At 41.3% G+C, this 15,362-nt stretch carries 11 protein-coding genes; 5 read left to right on the forward strand and 6 right to left on the reverse strand.

Annotated features, from left to right (window positions below; genetic code table 11):
- Positions 1–3 precede the first annotated feature (3 nt).
- Positions 4–576 carry a Uma2 family endonuclease gene (locus ACE1AT_RS27625; protein ID WP_374874245.1) on the reverse strand — a complete coding sequence of 191 codons (573 nt, stop codon included), beginning with the start codon at positions 574–576 and terminating at the stop codon, positions 4–6.
- Between the two features lie 264 nt (positions 577–840).
- On the opposite strand from ACE1AT_RS27625, the gene ispG reads away from it, so the two are divergent.
- Together ispG and ctpC are read left to right on the forward strand one after the other, a co-directional pair.
- Entirely contained in the window at positions 841–2,067 is a 1,227-nt protein-coding gene (gene ispG / locus ACE1AT_RS27630; protein WP_374874247.1) for a (E)-4-hydroxy-3-methylbut-2-enyl-diphosphate synthase, read from the forward strand.
- A gap of 295 nt (positions 2,068–2,362) precedes the next feature.
- Positions 2,363–3,646 carry a carboxyl-terminal processing protease CtpC gene (gene ctpC, locus ACE1AT_RS27635; protein ID WP_374874249.1) on the forward strand — a complete coding sequence of 428 codons (1,284 nt, stop codon included), beginning with the start codon at positions 2,363–2,365 and terminating at the stop codon, positions 3,644–3,646.
- 9 nt (positions 3,647–3,655) lie between these two features.
- Here ctpC and ACE1AT_RS27640 read toward each other — a convergent pair whose 3' ends face one another.
- Both ACE1AT_RS27640 and ACE1AT_RS27645 read right to left on the reverse strand, forming a co-directional pair.
- Positions 3,656–3,880 carry a DDE transposase family protein gene (locus ACE1AT_RS27640; RefSeq protein ID WP_374874250.1) on the reverse strand — a complete coding sequence of 75 codons (225 nt, stop codon included), beginning with the start codon at positions 3,878–3,880 and terminating at the stop codon, positions 3,656–3,658.
- Positions 3,881–4,032: 152 nt separating this feature from the next.
- Positions 4,033–4,917 carry a prohibitin family protein gene (locus ACE1AT_RS27645; RefSeq protein WP_374874252.1) on the reverse strand — a complete coding sequence of 295 codons (885 nt, stop codon included), beginning with the start codon at positions 4,915–4,917 and terminating at the stop codon, positions 4,033–4,035.
- Positions 4,918–5,147: 230 nt separating this feature from the next.
- On the opposite strand from ACE1AT_RS27645, the gene ACE1AT_RS27650 reads away from it, so the two are divergent.
- Together ACE1AT_RS27650 and secA are read left to right on the forward strand one after the other, a co-directional pair.
- Positions 5,148–5,684 carry a diheme cytochrome c gene (locus ACE1AT_RS27650; RefSeq protein ID WP_374874254.1) on the forward strand — a complete coding sequence of 179 codons (537 nt, stop codon included), beginning with the start codon at positions 5,148–5,150 and terminating at the stop codon, positions 5,682–5,684.
- Between the two features lie 273 nt (positions 5,685–5,957).
- The gene (gene secA, locus ACE1AT_RS27655) at positions 5,958–8,753 is read left to right on the forward strand and encodes a preprotein translocase subunit SecA (RefSeq protein ID WP_374874256.1); all 2,796 of its coding nucleotides are present in this window, start codon (positions 5,958–5,960) and stop codon (positions 8,751–8,753) included.
- A 143-nt stretch (positions 8,754–8,896) separates the two neighbouring features.
- Here the strand turns inward: secA and mutL are convergent, their stop codons facing one another.
- Entirely contained in the window at positions 8,897–10,573 is a 1,677-nt protein-coding gene (gene mutL / locus ACE1AT_RS27660) for a DNA mismatch repair endonuclease MutL (RefSeq protein WP_374874258.1), read from the reverse strand.
- Positions 10,574–10,806: 233 nt separating this feature from the next.
- Between mutL and ACE1AT_RS27665 the strand changes: the two genes are divergently transcribed.
- The gene (locus ACE1AT_RS27665; RefSeq protein WP_374874260.1) at positions 10,807–11,127 is read left to right on the forward strand and encodes a rhodanese-like domain-containing protein; all 321 of its coding nucleotides are present in this window, start codon (positions 10,807–10,809) and stop codon (positions 11,125–11,127) included.
- A gap of 102 nt (positions 11,128–11,229) precedes the next feature.
- Here ACE1AT_RS27665 and ACE1AT_RS27670 read toward each other — a convergent pair whose 3' ends face one another.
- A complete protein-coding gene (locus tag ACE1AT_RS27670) occupies positions 11,230–12,273 on the reverse strand; it encodes an adenosine deaminase (protein ID WP_374874262.1) in 1,044 nt (347 codons plus the stop codon).
- Positions 12,274–12,362: 89 nt separating this feature from the next.
- Entirely contained in the window at positions 12,363–15,275 is a 2,913-nt protein-coding gene (locus ACE1AT_RS27675) for a PAS domain S-box protein (protein WP_374874264.1), read from the reverse strand.
- Between the last annotated feature and the right edge of the window lie 87 nt (positions 15,276–15,362).

A 15,362-nucleotide genomic window follows, 5' to 3' on the forward strand; every position in this document is an offset into this window, starting at 1 on the left:
CTATTAGCGGATTCCTGCTTGTTGGAAAATTTGTTGAGGTGTAATTTGCAATCCTTCAAATAGGGAATCTTCTAAACTATTAGTCCCGCGTTTGGTTTGAGGGAGAACATCAGGATAAAAAATAGTAATAGTTTTAGCTCTAGTGTCAATAATCCAAACTCGTTGAACTTTAGCATTTAGATAATCGGTTGCTTTTTCTGTCATTTCTCCGAAAGTTTGACCAGGTGAGATAATTTCAATCACTAATTCCGGCGCAACAGGACAAGCTTCATCTTGCAACCAATCGGCAGAAAGACGGTTATATGAAATATATGTCAAATCTGCTACAGGAACCCAGTCCTGTTGATTTCGTGTTAGCTTAATTGCCCATTCGATGACAACCCGCCCCTTTCCTTGCGCCCATGCAGACAATAGTATAAATAACGCACCTGTTATAGAACTATGAAAAAATTTTGGTGACATTTCATCGTTTTTGAATTTGGGGATAGCTTCTCCGTCAATTAGTTCGTAGGTGATGTCTCCTTCCGGGAGTGCGAGGAATTCTGCAAGTGTGAATTTGGTTTTGAGTTGAGTCATGGTTAGTTTGAGGGTAGGGATGACTCTATTTTGATGGAGTTTTGTGAGATTGTGCGTGTATTAGTATCTAATATCAACACAGGCGGAGAAAACATATATTTTTAACATTGAGAAAAATGGTTAAGTTCTGCTTTTCTCTTTGATTCTTGACGTCTATCATTTTTTTGCTAATTATTGCCCAAAACAGCACTAACTGTGGCAATCTGGGAAACAGAACATTTTCAAATCTGATATTTTCGCTACGGCAAAATTACTTAAGAACTTATGCAAACTCTGCCCACACCCGTTACTTCAAATAATTTACCCAGTCAACCTACTTTTGACACAACAATTAAACGGCGGAAAACCCGTCCTGTGAAAGTAGGAAATGTCACCATTGGGGGAGGTCATCCTGTGGTGGTGCAATCTATGATCAATGAGGATACTCTTGATATTGATGGCTCCGTTGCTGCAATTCGACGTTTGCATGAGATAGGCTGCGAAATTGTTCGCGTCACAGTACCAAGTATGGCTCATGCTAAAGCCTTGGCAGAAATTAAACAAAAATTAATTAAATCCTATCAAGATGTGCCAATCGTCGCTGACGTGCATCATAATGGACTGAAAATTGCCCTAGAAGTTGCTAAACATATAGAGAAAGTGCGGATAAATCCGGGATTGTATGTGTTTGAAAAACCAAACCCAAACAGAACCGAATACAGCAAAGTCGAATTTGACGAAATTGGGGAGAAAATCCGCGAAACTCTAGAACCATTAGTAATTTCTTTGCGCGATCAAGGTAAAGCCATGCGAATTGGGGTGAATCATGGTTCTCTTGCTGAAAGGATGCTGTTTACTTATGGTGATACACCGGAAGGAATGGTGCAATCTGCGATCGAATTTATCCGTATTTGTGAATCTTTAGACTTCCGCAACCTAGTAATTTCCATGAAAGCCTCACGAGTTCCTGTGATGATTGCTGCTTATCGTCTCATGGTACAGCGAATGGATGAATTGGCCATGGATTACCCCTTGCATTTAGGTGTGACGGAAGCTGGAGACGGTGAATACGGAAGAATTAAATCCACTGCTGGTATTGCTACCTTGTTAGCTGATGGCATTGGCGATACAATTCGAGCGTCACTGACTGAATCTCCAGAAAAAGAGATTCCAGTCTGCTACAGTATTCTGCAAGCTTTGGGATTGCGGAAGACAATGGTAGAGTATGTGGCTTGTCCTTCCTGTGGACGTACTTTATTTAATCTCGAAGAAGTACTGCACAAAGTCCGCGAAGCTACCAACCACCTCACCGGGCTTGACATTGCAGTCATGGGTTGCATTGTGAATGGCCCTGGAGAAATGGCAGATGCTGACTATGGTTATGTCGGTAAAACTCCAGGTTACATTTCTCTGTATCGCGGTAGAGAAGAAATTAAGAAAGTCCCAGAAGAACAAGGTGTAGAGGAGTTAATTAATTTGATTAAAGCAGATGGACGCTGGATAGAACCGTGAAGAAATTAGGGAAAGGGGAACGGGGATGGGGACAGGGGAGACAAGGGGGACAACTTATCAGTTATCAGTTAACAGTTAACAGTTACCAGTTTAATTTGATCACTGATAACTGATAACTGATAACTGATAACTGATTCATACCTAATCCCCAATCCCCAATCCCCAATCCCTAATCCCCAATCCCTAATAACTTTGTCGAAATAACAAGATATGTTCATTCTGTACAGTATTTGCCTGTGTTAGATTGAGCATACTGAGCATATAAAATTTTGTCCCTAGCCACGCAACTGTCATTATGGTAATTACAAGAAATGGACTTGTTTTGGGTGCTACGGCGGTGACGCTATCCACAATCGCTGTTACTAGCCTTGGTATTCACTCACAAGGACAAGCTCTTTTTAAAGAAAGTCCAAAGGAATTAATAGATGAAGTTTGGCAAGTTATTAATAAACAATATGTAGACGGTACTTTTAATAAGGTAGATTGGAAAGCTGTTCGTAGCGAATACCTGAATAAGTCCTACAAAAACAACGAGGAAGCTTATAAGTCCATCCGGGAAATGCTGAAGAAACTGGACGATCCATATACCCGGTTTATGGACCCAGAGGAATTCAAAAATATGCAAGTTGATACCTCTGGCGAATTAACGGGTATTGGTATCCAAATCGGTCTGGATGAAAAAACTAAAAAGCTAACTGTAATTTCTCCTATTGAGGATACACCTGCATTTAAAGCTGGTGTCCTCGCTAAAGATACCATTATCTACATCAATGGTAAAAGTACTGAGGGGATGGATACTAATGAAGCAGTAGCCCTGATCCGAGGTGAACCTGGGAGCAAAGTTAGCTTAACTATCCTGCGTGGGGGTCAAAGAAAAGAATTTACAATTACACGGGCGCGGATTGAGATTCATCCAGTTGAATTTTCTCAAAAGCAAACACCAGTAGGTAATGTTGGCTACATTCGCTTGAAGCAATTCAGTTCAAATGCTGCCAAAGAAATGCGGGATGCGATCAAAAATTTAGAAAGTAAGCAAGTCTCTGGATACGTATTGGATCTACGTAATAACCCAGGCGGTCTTCTCTACTCAAGTGTGGATATTGCGCGGATGTGGATGGATAGAGGCACGATTGTTTCTACTATTGACCGTCAGGGTGAGGTAGAACGAGAAATTGCCAATGGACGTGCTTTGACGAATAAACCTTTGGTGGTATTGGTAGATAAAGGTAGTGCTAGTGCTAGTGAAATTCTTTCAGGAGCATTGCAGGACAACAAGCGTGCAGTCGTAGTGGGCAGTCAAACTTTTGGTAAGGGTCTAGTACAATCTGTGCGTCCCTTAGATGATGGTTCAGGATTAGCAGTAACAATCGCCAAATATCATACCCCTCTTGGTAGAGATATCAACAAACATGGGATTGACCCCAACATAGTAGTAAACTTAAGCGATAAACAGCGGCAAGACCTGTGGCTCAAAGAACGAGAAAAAGTCGCTACTTTAGCAGATCCACAATTCGCTAAAGCTGTGGAAGTGTTAGGCAAAGAAATTGCAGCTAAAGGGACAAATGCACAAAGAAATTAAATTTTGCCTCTAGACTGGTTGGCATTTACCTGCTCTAATCAGTCCAACACGACGAGCGATCGCTTCCCCTTGGGATTCAAAGGGACCCCACTTCTCTATAATCTCTGGATTGTCATCCCCAGCAATTTCATCGCTGGGGATGATTTCGCAATTTCCAGCAGGACGCTTGACAATATATGATTTTTGTGATATCATTTCCATGATTTTGACAACATATTTGCTTGACAAAGACATTCATATTTTAAATTTTAATGTTGGCATTGCCCATGAAGTTAACTTTGCGGGTGGTCATTTCTCTGTGTTAAGCCCATATTTTTTAATCTGATTTGTCGCGAAAAATATGATCTAAGTGCTTAACGCACTGCTACATAGCATAGTGGTATCCCCTATTTGGTTTCTTGTTGAAGTAAAATTGGTACCGTGCCTTTTTCAGAACCAATCACAATAATTTTTGAGTTGGGAGATTGTGCTAATTTTTCAGTAGCTTCTATGGCTCGCAGTTGCAACACAGAATTGCTCAGTCCATCAGCAATAATTTTTTGAGAATCAGCTATACCCTTAGCTTCAATGCGTTTGCGTTCTGCTTCTTGACGTTCTTTTTCTAGAATAAATTTCATTTGCTGATTTTCTTGTTCGGCTTTGAGTTTTTCTTGAATTGCTGCTTGCAAGCTGTCAGGCATTTTGACATTTCTTAACAAAGCTTCTTCGACAATAAAACCCAAGGGAAGTAACTGTTGAGTGAGTTGTTGATCGAGTTGCTGGACTATTTCTTGACGCTTGGTAGAATAAATAGCTGCTGCTGGGTAGTTAGCTGTGATAGCGCGAATTGTTGAGCGAAATCTAGAATTTACTAATTGTGCCTCGTCAATGCCAATATTTTTATATACTGTTGCTGCTTTTTGTGGATCGAGTTTGTATTGCAAACTTACATCAAGATTTAAACTCAATCCTTCTTGAGATGTGGTGTCTACGTTTTCCTTGACATCTTTTAAACGTGTAGAAAAATTGATTACCCTAACAAAAGGATTCATCAAGTGGACACCTGGATTAAAGGTATCATCAGAAACTTGACCAAATAAGTTGGCGACTCCAACGTTACCTGGTGGTACGATCACTAAAAGTCTGGAAATAGAAGCAAGTAGAGCGATCGCACCAATTAAGATACTAACTGTGCGAATTACCCAGCGCGATCGCTCATTAGATATTTTGCCAGAGCTTAAATAGATAAAAATTGCAATCAGGCTTGTTAAGAGGGAGAATATAAAGCCCATAAGTATTACCTGTATAGTTAAGATGCAATCAATACTTAACCACTACAGTATATGGACTAATTGCAAGCAACGTCATCAAGAAGCTTTTGCTAGCTAAACAGTTTGCTCAACGGCGGTTGTTTGGTCGAGTTGCAGAGGTATCTTTAAAAAAAGCAGTAGCTATGCTAATAAATGCGTAGTTGTGTGTCTAAATCTTAAATAAAGAATTAATGGTGTGAGGCATTTCTAGTATGATTAAGTATCGCAAACGTCGCCAATTCAAAATAAAATCTTTGGGTTTATTTTTAGTAGTCATAACTTGGAGTTTGGCTATGGGTTGGCTTATTTCCTTTGCAACTAATGCTCAAAGCGCAACTCCTACCTCTGAAATCGGGACTGTAGATGTAGTCCCTGCTCAGTACCAACTCGGTCAAGAACTTTACTTAGAAAACTGCTCTAGTTGTCATCTAGCCTTACCGCCACAAGTTTTACCTACCCAAACTTGGAAAAATATTCTGCAAGATTCACAACATTACGGCGCTCAAGTTCAGCCTCTTGTCGATCCACCGCGAATTTTGGTTTGGAGATATCTTTCCACTTTTTCCCGTTCTATCCGAGAAGACGAACAAATACCCTATCGTGTCAACAACTCTCGTTTTTTCAAAGCTTTGCATCCCCAAGTGCAACTTCCACGTCCTGTGGAAATAAATAGCTGTGTCTCTTGTCATCCGAGTGCCAATGAGTATAATTTCCGCCGTCTGACACCAGAGTGGGAAAACACACAATAATGGGTATTAGGCATGGGCGATCGCTACTTGAGCATGGTCGGGCTTCACTGCTTCATCTGGAAGCGAAATGATACTATTAATAAAGTTTCAAATATAAACTCCTAATTTAAAGCCATCATTTAGTAACTAGATTGGTTTGTCTTGTTGCTGTTTTTGTTGGAAAATCGATTGCCAACCCATTTATAGAGTATAAAAACTCATTTGGGTCAAATGCTTATAATCATATCCAAACCTAAAATTCCCGTCCCCGTTGATTTTGTTAAATAATCTGCCATGCTAAAAACTTTGTTGGGCGACCCCAACGCTCGTAAGCTTAAAAAATATCAACCTTACATTACTGAAATTAACCTGTTAGAGGAAGAGATCAAAGCCCTTTCTGATGATGAACTCAAGGGTAAAACACTAGAGTTTAAACAGCGTCTGGCTAAAGGCGAAACTCTCGATGACATTTTAAGCGAAGCTTTTGCTGTAGTCAGGGAAGCCGGACGACGAGTCTTGGGGTTGCGGCATTTTGATGTTCAGTTGTTGGGTGGTGTAATTCTGCACACAGGGCAAATTGCCGAAATGAAAACTGGTGAAGGTAAAACCCTGGTTGCTACTTTACCGAGTTATTTAAATGCCCTAACAGGTAAGGGTGTACACGTAGTTACTGTTAACGATTACCTGGCTCGTCGGGACGCGGAATGGATGGGACAGGTGCATCGCTTCATGGGTTTGAGTGTCGGTTTGATTCAAGCCAGCATGACGCCCCAAGAACGCAAGAAAAACTATGACTGTGATATTACTTACGTTACCAACAGTGAAGTAGGTTTTGATTACCTACGGGATAATATGGCAACATCAATCACAGATGTAGTGCAACGCCCATTTAACTACTGCGTGATTGACGAGGTCGATTCAATCTTAGTTGACGAAGCGCGGACACCATTAATTATCTCTGGGCAAGTCGAACGACCAACAGAGAAATATACAGAAGCAGCTCGCATCGCCGCCGCTTTGCAAAAAGATGAGCATTATGAAGTAGATGAAAAAGCCCGGAACGTGCTGTTAACAGATGAAGGTTTTGCTGAAGCAGAACAGCTTTTGCAAGTAAAAGATTTATTTGACCCCGAAGAACCTTGGGCGCACTTTGTTTTCAACGCGATTAAAGCCAAAGAACTGTTCCTCAAAGACGTTAACTACATTGTCCGTAATGACGAAGTAGTAATTGTCGATGAATTTACCGGGCGGGTGCTACCGGGACGACGTTGGAGTGATGGACTACACCAAGCAATTGAAGCCAAAGAACACGTAGACATTCAACCAGAAACCCAAACTTTAGCAACCATTACTTATCAAAACCTGTTTTTGCTGTATCCAAAACTGGGTGGGATGACAGGAACGGCAAAAACTGAAGAAGCTGAATTTGAAAAAATTTACAAACTAGAAGTCACCGTCATTCCTACTAACCGGATCAGAAGACGGGAAGACTTGTCTGATATGGTGTTTAAGAATGAACCAGGTAAGTGGCGAGCGATCGCCAAAGAATGTGCCGAAATGCACCAACTTGGTAGGCCTGTTTTGGTCGGGACCACAAGTGTCGAAAAATCTGAGTATCTCAGCCAGCTGTTGAAGCAAATGGAAATTCCCTACGAATTGCTCAACGCCCGACCGGAAAACGTAGAGCGGGAAGCGGAGATTGTCGCTCAAGCTGGACGCAAAGGTGCTGTGACTATTGCCACAAACATGGCAGGTAGAGGTACGGATATTATCTTGGGTGGTAACTCTGAATATATGGCTCGTTTGAAGATGCGGGAATACTTTATGCCCCGGATCGTCAAGCCAGAAGATGAAGATATGTTTAGTGTCCACAGAGCAGCTGGTTTACCTCCGAGTTCCAGTAGTGCGGGACAAGGCTTTGTTCCTGGGAAAAAAGTCAAAACTTGGAAAGCTTCGCCCCAAGTTTTCCCAACTCAACTTTCCAAAGAAACAGAACAACTGCTCAAACAAGCAGTAGAAATGGCAGTTCAAGCCTATGGCGATCGCAGTTTACCAGAATTGGAAGCAGAGGAAAAAATCGCTGTCGCCGCCGAAAAAGCCCCCACTGACGACCCTGTAATTCAAAAATTGCGGGAAGCTTACAAACTGATCAAACAAGAGTATGAAGTATTCACCAGTCGTGAACACCAAGAAGTAGTAGACTTGGGAGGCTTACACGTAATTGGTACAGAACGCCACGAATCACGACGGATTGATAACCAATTACGCGGACGTGCGGGACGGCAAGGCGACCCTGGTTCCACGAGATTTTTCCTTAGCTTAGAAGATAACTTGATGCGGATTTTTGGTGGCGATCGCGTCGCTAAATTAATGGAAGCTTTCCGCGTTGAAGAAGATATGCCAATTGAGTCTGGGATGCTAACCCGCAGTTTAGAAGGCGCCCAGAAAAAAGTTGAAACCTACTACTACGATATCCGGAAACAGGTATTTGAGTACGACGAGGTGATGAACAACCAACGTCGTGCGATTTACGCCGAACGCCGTCGGGTTTTAGAAGGACTAGACCTCAAAGAACAAGTGATTGAGTACGCCGAAAGAACGATGGACGACATCGTTAACTACTACATCAATCCAGATTTGCCTTCCGAAGAGTGGGAACTAGACAAATTAGTTGAGAAAGTCAAAGAATTTGTTTATCTACTAGCAGACTTACAATCATCTCAACTAGTAGATATGTCGATGAGTGAAATTAAAGCCTTCATGCACGAACAGGTGCGAATCGCCTACGACATGAAGGAAGCGCAAATAGACCAAATTCAACCCGGATTGATGCGCCAAGCCGAACGCTTCTTTATCTTGCAGCGAATCGATACCCTCTGGCGAGAACATCTGCAACAAATGGATGCTTTGCGTGAGTCCGTAGGATTACGGGGTTATGGTCAAAAAGACCCATTGATTGAATACAAGACCGAGGGTTACGAACTCTTCTTGGATATGATGACCAATATTCGTCGAGATGTCGTCTACTCCTTGTTTATGTTCCAACCCCAACCTCAAGCAGTAGTGCAAACATCCTCAGAAATGGTGTAGGCTAAACCAGCAAAATTTATCTGATGCAAAGACGCTGAGTAATTATTGGCGTCTTTGTCTTTTAGTAGCAGATGTATCAAGGTTTTCGTGAAATGGTACAGTAGGATTTTGGAAAACGCAATTGATTCCACGGATAAATCCGCTTAAATCCCGTGACTCTTCCCAATCACCCAGTGACGCCGGAAAAAGCGTGCTAAAGAAGACTCTTCGAGTGATAGAAAAATTGGGCGTCCGTGGGGACAGGTGCGGGGGTTGCGGGTGCGTTGCCAGTCATCTAAAATTTGTTGCATTTCTGGTAAGGAAAGGGGTGTACCATTGCGAATGGCACTGCGACAAGCAACAGCTACTTGTGCTGTTTGTAAATCTCCTCCCCGACTCAGTTCTAAAATTGCGTCTGCACAGTCGTCTCGCTGCTGCAACATTGCGGGTATACTGCGGATTGCCCAAAGTTGTTCACCAAAGGGTTCAATATCTAAACCAAGGCGCTGTAGTTGAGACACTTGCAATGAGGACAATTGATAGAGAATGATCGGTGGTTCAATCGGGACAATTTGCCAGCGATCGCACAATTGTTCGTACAATATGCGCTCATGAGCAATATGTTGTTCCACTAACCACAAACCACCGGGATGTTCAGCAACTATATAAGTATTGTTAACTTGTCCAACGGCTTTTAAGGTGTGAGAAGTTGAATGATCTTCAGACGAAGTGGAACAGTTTGTATTGTAAGCACCGCTTTCTTCGGCTACTTTAATTAATTTCCCAACTCTAGTAGTGTGAACTGCTTCTTGAATCGTGTCAGAATTAATTCGGAGTGCTTGTTCAATAGCTTGGCTGACTTGCTTTTGCCAAAAACTCAAGTCATTGAGATAAATTTCTGTCTTGGCGGGGTTGCGGTTCCAATTGATTTGATCTGGAGAAATCACCAGATGTAGACAACAAACTGGATAGCGATCGCGTGGTAATGTTCTGTGAAATGCTCCTAAAATAGTTTGTTCTAATTCCGGCGCTTTGACTATTCTGCCGTTTACCGCAACCCGCAGCCAATCTGGACGATGACGATGACAGCGATCAGGTAATCCCACAACTATATTTAAGGAATGTTGGGGAGAATGAGACAATTCTATTTGCAATTCTTGCAAGTCTCCCGGACGCACCTGCTGGATTAGTTGCGGTAGGAGTTTCCCCATTGTCCCAGCCGGAGAAATATTAAACCATTCCCGGTCATTTTGCCAAACTTGCCAAGCAACTTGCGGGTGGCAAAGGGCTATTTGATAGATCGTTGCTTGCACTGCTTTCATTTGCTGTGCGATCGCTGGTAAACCTTGACGTCTGGCGATACAACTACCAAAGAGATTGGAGACTGTGACAACTGTACCAGGCGCGATCGCGGCTGCTTGTTGATGTAGAATTTGCCCTCCATAGCCATATACTATCCGTGTTCCCCCAGTAAATTGAGCAGATACAACCGGAGACGGACGACTCAAGATTTCTAATTCAGCCAAAGTCGTCAAACTGTGCAACGCTTCACCACGAAATCCCAAACTAGTAATTTTCCATAAATCTGCACAGCTATGAATTTTACTCGTACTATGGGCTGATGCAGCTCGTTGCAGGTCTTCTAAGTTCATCCCGCAGCCATTATCAGCTACTCGGACTCGCCATTGTTCTGGCCAAATAGAAACCACAATCCGCGTTGCACCTGCATCAAGGGAATTTTCTACTAATTCCCGGACTACAGCTGCTAAAGAATCTATAACCTCTCCAGCTGTAATTAAATGTACGACTTCTTTTGGTAAAACTTGGATCGTGGATACCATAAAGTCTAGTTTAAACAAGGCGTTAGTCAGTGTATCATCTAAACAAATTTCATTAACTTTATATACAAAATTTTATATTTTTTGACACAAAAACATACAGATTTATTAATCTTAATGAAAATATTTATTCTTTTTAAAAAAAGCTCGATAAAAATAAGTTTTTTGATAGATTGCTGTTGATAGTGGAAATCAACGAAACTATTAGGCAAAAACAATTAATTTAGGTGGCTATTATGCTTGATTCTGTTGCACACGACCTGAAATCTCGTCTGGAATTGGGTCAACCTGGTTTTACGATTTTGGATGTACGCGATCGCAGCAGCTACAATACAGGTCATATTACAGGAGCAGTACCCATTCCCCTAGCTGACTTGACAAGCCGCGCGAAAACTGCTTTCCATAGCAAGCGCGAGATTTTTGTTTATGGTGAAAACGACGAACAAGCAACCGAAGCTACACAACTTTTAAAAGAGGCTGGATTTACTCATGTCTCTGAAATTAAAGGTGGCTTGTCCGCCTGGAAAACAGCCGGAGGTGCAACAGTAGGAGCTTAAAATTCAGTTATCAGTTATCAGTTATCAGTTATCAGTTATCAAAATTAAACTGGTTACTGTTAACTGTTAACTGTTAACTGATTTAAGTCCCCGATCCCCGATCTAATTTTTCGTCGCTACAAGCTTGGTAGATTCAGGTTTCAGCAATCCATTTAATAGTGATGCTGGACGTTGAGTGTAAGGCCAAGCAAAAGCATGACGGAAAGCTGCATCCTGACAAGCTTGGAGTTGTTGAAAATTAATGATGTCGTAGGTGAGCAGATTTTCGTACTCAAATGGTAAACGGACGTTGTGTAGTCCAGCGTTGTCTGTACAAATGGCGATATCGACTCCAGCATCAAAACAACGGTCAAAGACAACTTTAAGTTGGCGGATATCTTCTAAAGTACCTGTTTTGAGGTAAGTTGTAGGGCAAACTTCCAAACACTGATTCTGTTTCGCTAAATCTGGAAGTAATTCGGGGTACAACAAAGGAATTTGGATACCGTGACCAATTCGCATCAAAAATGGTAACAGTTCAGGGTAACAACCAGCTGTTGTTTCGTACAGGTGTCCTGTTGTACCAATTCCTAAAGACAGTGCGTAATTATATAGTTCTACCCATTCTTCTATGCGATCGCCATAATAACTATCTCCTCCCGCCACGTCTACTGCACAAACATACTGCTTATTTTGTGCAGCTAAATCTACAATCGCTTTATTCACCTCATAGGGTAAACGCGAATGCATACAAAGAATTTGACTAGTGACAATCGGATATTCAGGTAGTTTGCTGGCCTTACCTACAACTTCGACAATTTCTGCCATTTTGTCAATTCTTTCTGATTGACTTAGGTGTTCTGGTGTTCGTAGATAAGGTGTATAACGCAGTTCTAAGTAAGCCAAATTTTCAAATATATAAGCACCCCGTAATAGCCGATAAATAAAGTAGGGTAGAGTCTCTACAGTTTGTACACTTTCTACTAAAGTATGTAACTCTAAATACTCATCTAAAGTATTACGCGGACGTGTATAAAACTCTTCAAAACCTCCATAGTCAGCAAACCGAGAAATTAACTCCGAGGAATGACGTTCAAAGTACCGCCATAAAACTCGCGGTACAACCGAACCGCCAAGGTGTCTGTGTAACTCTGCGTATAAAGCCATAGTAGTGTATCTAGAACAAATATTAATTATTATTAACAGTAACAAATAAAAAAATAAGCTGCTTCTGGATAAATTTTTTGTAAGTTAATTTAATTACCTTTATTGATTGCGGCAATTGTCAGTAATAATTCTTTCGCCGTACAAGGTTTAGATAAAAATGCTTTGACTCCTACCCCTTGTGATTCGGCGATGTGTTGCTGTGACGACAGTCCACTAGTAGCAATAATTTTGACATTGGGATTGATTTTTTGTAGCGTGCGGATGGCGATCGCTCCATCCATTGATGGCATCATCATATCTAGTAACACTAGATTAATTTCCTGCTTATATTGTGCATAGATTTTTACTGCTTCTACGCCATCACTAGCAGTAAGTACTTGATAATTGTAAGTTTCTAGAGATGACTTAGTGATTTCACGAATTGTGGCTTCATCATCTACTACCAAAATTAACTCGCCATTTCCTGTGAGTTCTTCTACTTGTTGAGTAGATTGTTGGGTTTCATTATCTTCGATAGCTGGTAAGTAAACTTGAAATTTTGTGCCTTTATCTACTTCACTGTAGACATTGATAAAACCACCATGATTTTTCACAATTCCAATCGCGGTAGAAAGACCTAAACCTGTACCTTTACCTATCTCTTTTGTGGTAAAAAATGGCTCAAAAATCCGTTCTTGAACTTCCGGGGATATACCTATGCCTGTATCCTCGATTGTAATGACTATGTAAGATCCAGGTTGGGCATCAATATGCATCCTGGCATATTGTTCATCAAGAACCACATTTTCCGCACAAATATTAAGTTTACCGCCATTAGGCATGGCATCCCTGGCGTTAACAGCTAAGTTCATCAGTACCTGATGGATTTGGGTAGCATCGCCAGAAACAGTCGCAAGGTCTCTTGATACATCTGTGTAGAATTCAAGAGACTTAGGAAATGTCTCTCGAATAATCTGCTCAATTTCTCGGATGATATGCTTAACTTGTAAGGTGGTGCGATCGCCCTCCATTCCCCTAGCAAAAGACAGCACCTGCTTAACCAAATTCGCTCCACGTTTGACACTGTCTTCCATTAATGTTAGTAATTGTTGATTCTGCCGTTCGGGGTATTTCTTCTGCAACAGCTGTACAGACATCAAAATTGGTGCTAATACGTTGTTGAGGTCATGAGCGATACCGCCTGCAAGAGTGCCGATGCTTTCTAGGCGTTGAGCGCGTAAGAATTGTGCTTCCAATTTTTTCTTTTCTGTGATATCTGTATTGACAATTAAAATCGACTTGGGTTGCTGCTTCTCATTTCGTACTAGTGTCCAACCACTTCGGACGATAATTTCTTTGCCCTGTTTTGTGATTAGATATAACTCACCTTGCCATGAGCCTGATTGAACAACTGTTTCTTGTGCTTCTTCGAGCTGTGGTGAAGTTTCCTCAAAGACAAGTTCGCTGCTATTTGTACCAATTGCTTCTTTTGTTGTCCAACCAAATAAACTTTCTGCACTCTTATTCCAAAACACGATAGTTTCTGCCATATCTAGAACAAAAATCGCGTCTTGGGATTGATCTAAAAGTTGTGCTTGCTCTTGGATTTTCTCTTCGTCAGCTTTGCGCTCGGTAATATCGCTACGAATTGCTACATATTCCTGGGGTTTGCCTTCAGCATCTAATAACGGTACTATTGTTGTATCTACCCAGTAAAGTGTGCCATCTTGAGCGCGGTTTTTAATTTCACCTCTCCATACCTGTCCTTTAGTAATACTTGCCCACATTTGTTGAAAAAATTCCTGTGGGTGATAACCAGAATTAATCAGGCGGTGATTTTGTCCCAAAAGTTCTTCTCTAGAATATTTGGCAATTTTGCAGAATTTATCGTTGACGTATGTAATTGTTCCTTTCTTGTCGGTAAAAGCCACAATAGCAGCTTGATCTAGTGCAAATTTCATGTCTGCTAGGTTTTTAAGCGACTCTTGGAGCGCTTGTTCTGCCTGCTTACGTTTTGTAATTTTTTCTATAACTGAAATAAAATATTTAGGCTCTCCACTAACTTCGCGTACAAGCGATACAGTCAAATTTACCCAAATGCGATCGCCATTCTTCTTGATGTACCGCTTCTCCATTGAGTACGTCTGAATTTGATTTGCTAACATTTGTTGGACGTACTCTAAATCGGAATTAAGATCATCAGGATGGGTAATATCTTGAAAAGTTAAGTTGAGTAATTCCCGATGACTGTAGCCAATAATCTGACAAATTTTTTCGTTGACTTGTAAGAATTTGCCATCTGGTGCAACATGAGCAATACCAACAGCAGCCTGATTAAATGTACCGCGAAATCGCTGCTCGCTATCTTGTAGTTCCTTCTCAGCCAACAAGCGTTGGTTGAGATAACGCCTGAGAAACATGTAAAGCGCAACGATTAGCGCAAAATTCAGAATTGCGGCGAAGGAGAATGTCGTTATTGTCTGTTGAGAACTTGCTTGCGACTGTTGACTTCGTTGTTGTAAGAGTGAGTTTTCTGTCTTTTCCATTTCCTGCACAATCTGGCGGATTTCGTCCATTACCCGTTTTCCCTTACCAGACATGACTAACTGTTGTGCAGGTACAAATCCCTTTTGTCTCCGCAATAAAATTCCTTGTTCGAGGTGCTGCAATCTCTCAGGAATCTTCTGCTGAAGTACAGAAATTCGCTGTTGTTGTCTGGGGTTATCTGCTGTTAATTCTTTAAGTTGATTGATCTTGTTCTCTATTTCTTGATCAGCCACAAAATATGATTCTAGATAACTGATATCTCCTGTAATTAGATAGCCGCGTTGCCCAGTTTCAGCATTTTCTAATGTCGAAAGTGTATCTTCAAGTTGAGTTAGCACCTGGTGAGTATGTTGCACCCATTGCTCATTTTTTATTAGCTTGACAATGTGCCAATAAGATATTACTGCATTAGCAACTATAATTGCCGACGCAATTGCAAATCCAAGTGTCAGATTTTTCTTAATGTAAAATAACATTAGGTAATAGCTCTGAATAAAGAGTTTAGAGGTATCATTTATTTCTGAGCAAACATTATTTCGACCACCTGAAAACCTTCTGGAATA

The sequence above is a fragment of the Pelatocladus sp. BLCC-F211 genome (assembly GCF_041928655.1).
Taxonomy (GTDB): Bacteria; Cyanobacteriota; Cyanobacteriia; order Cyanobacteriales; family Nostocaceae; genus Pelatocladus.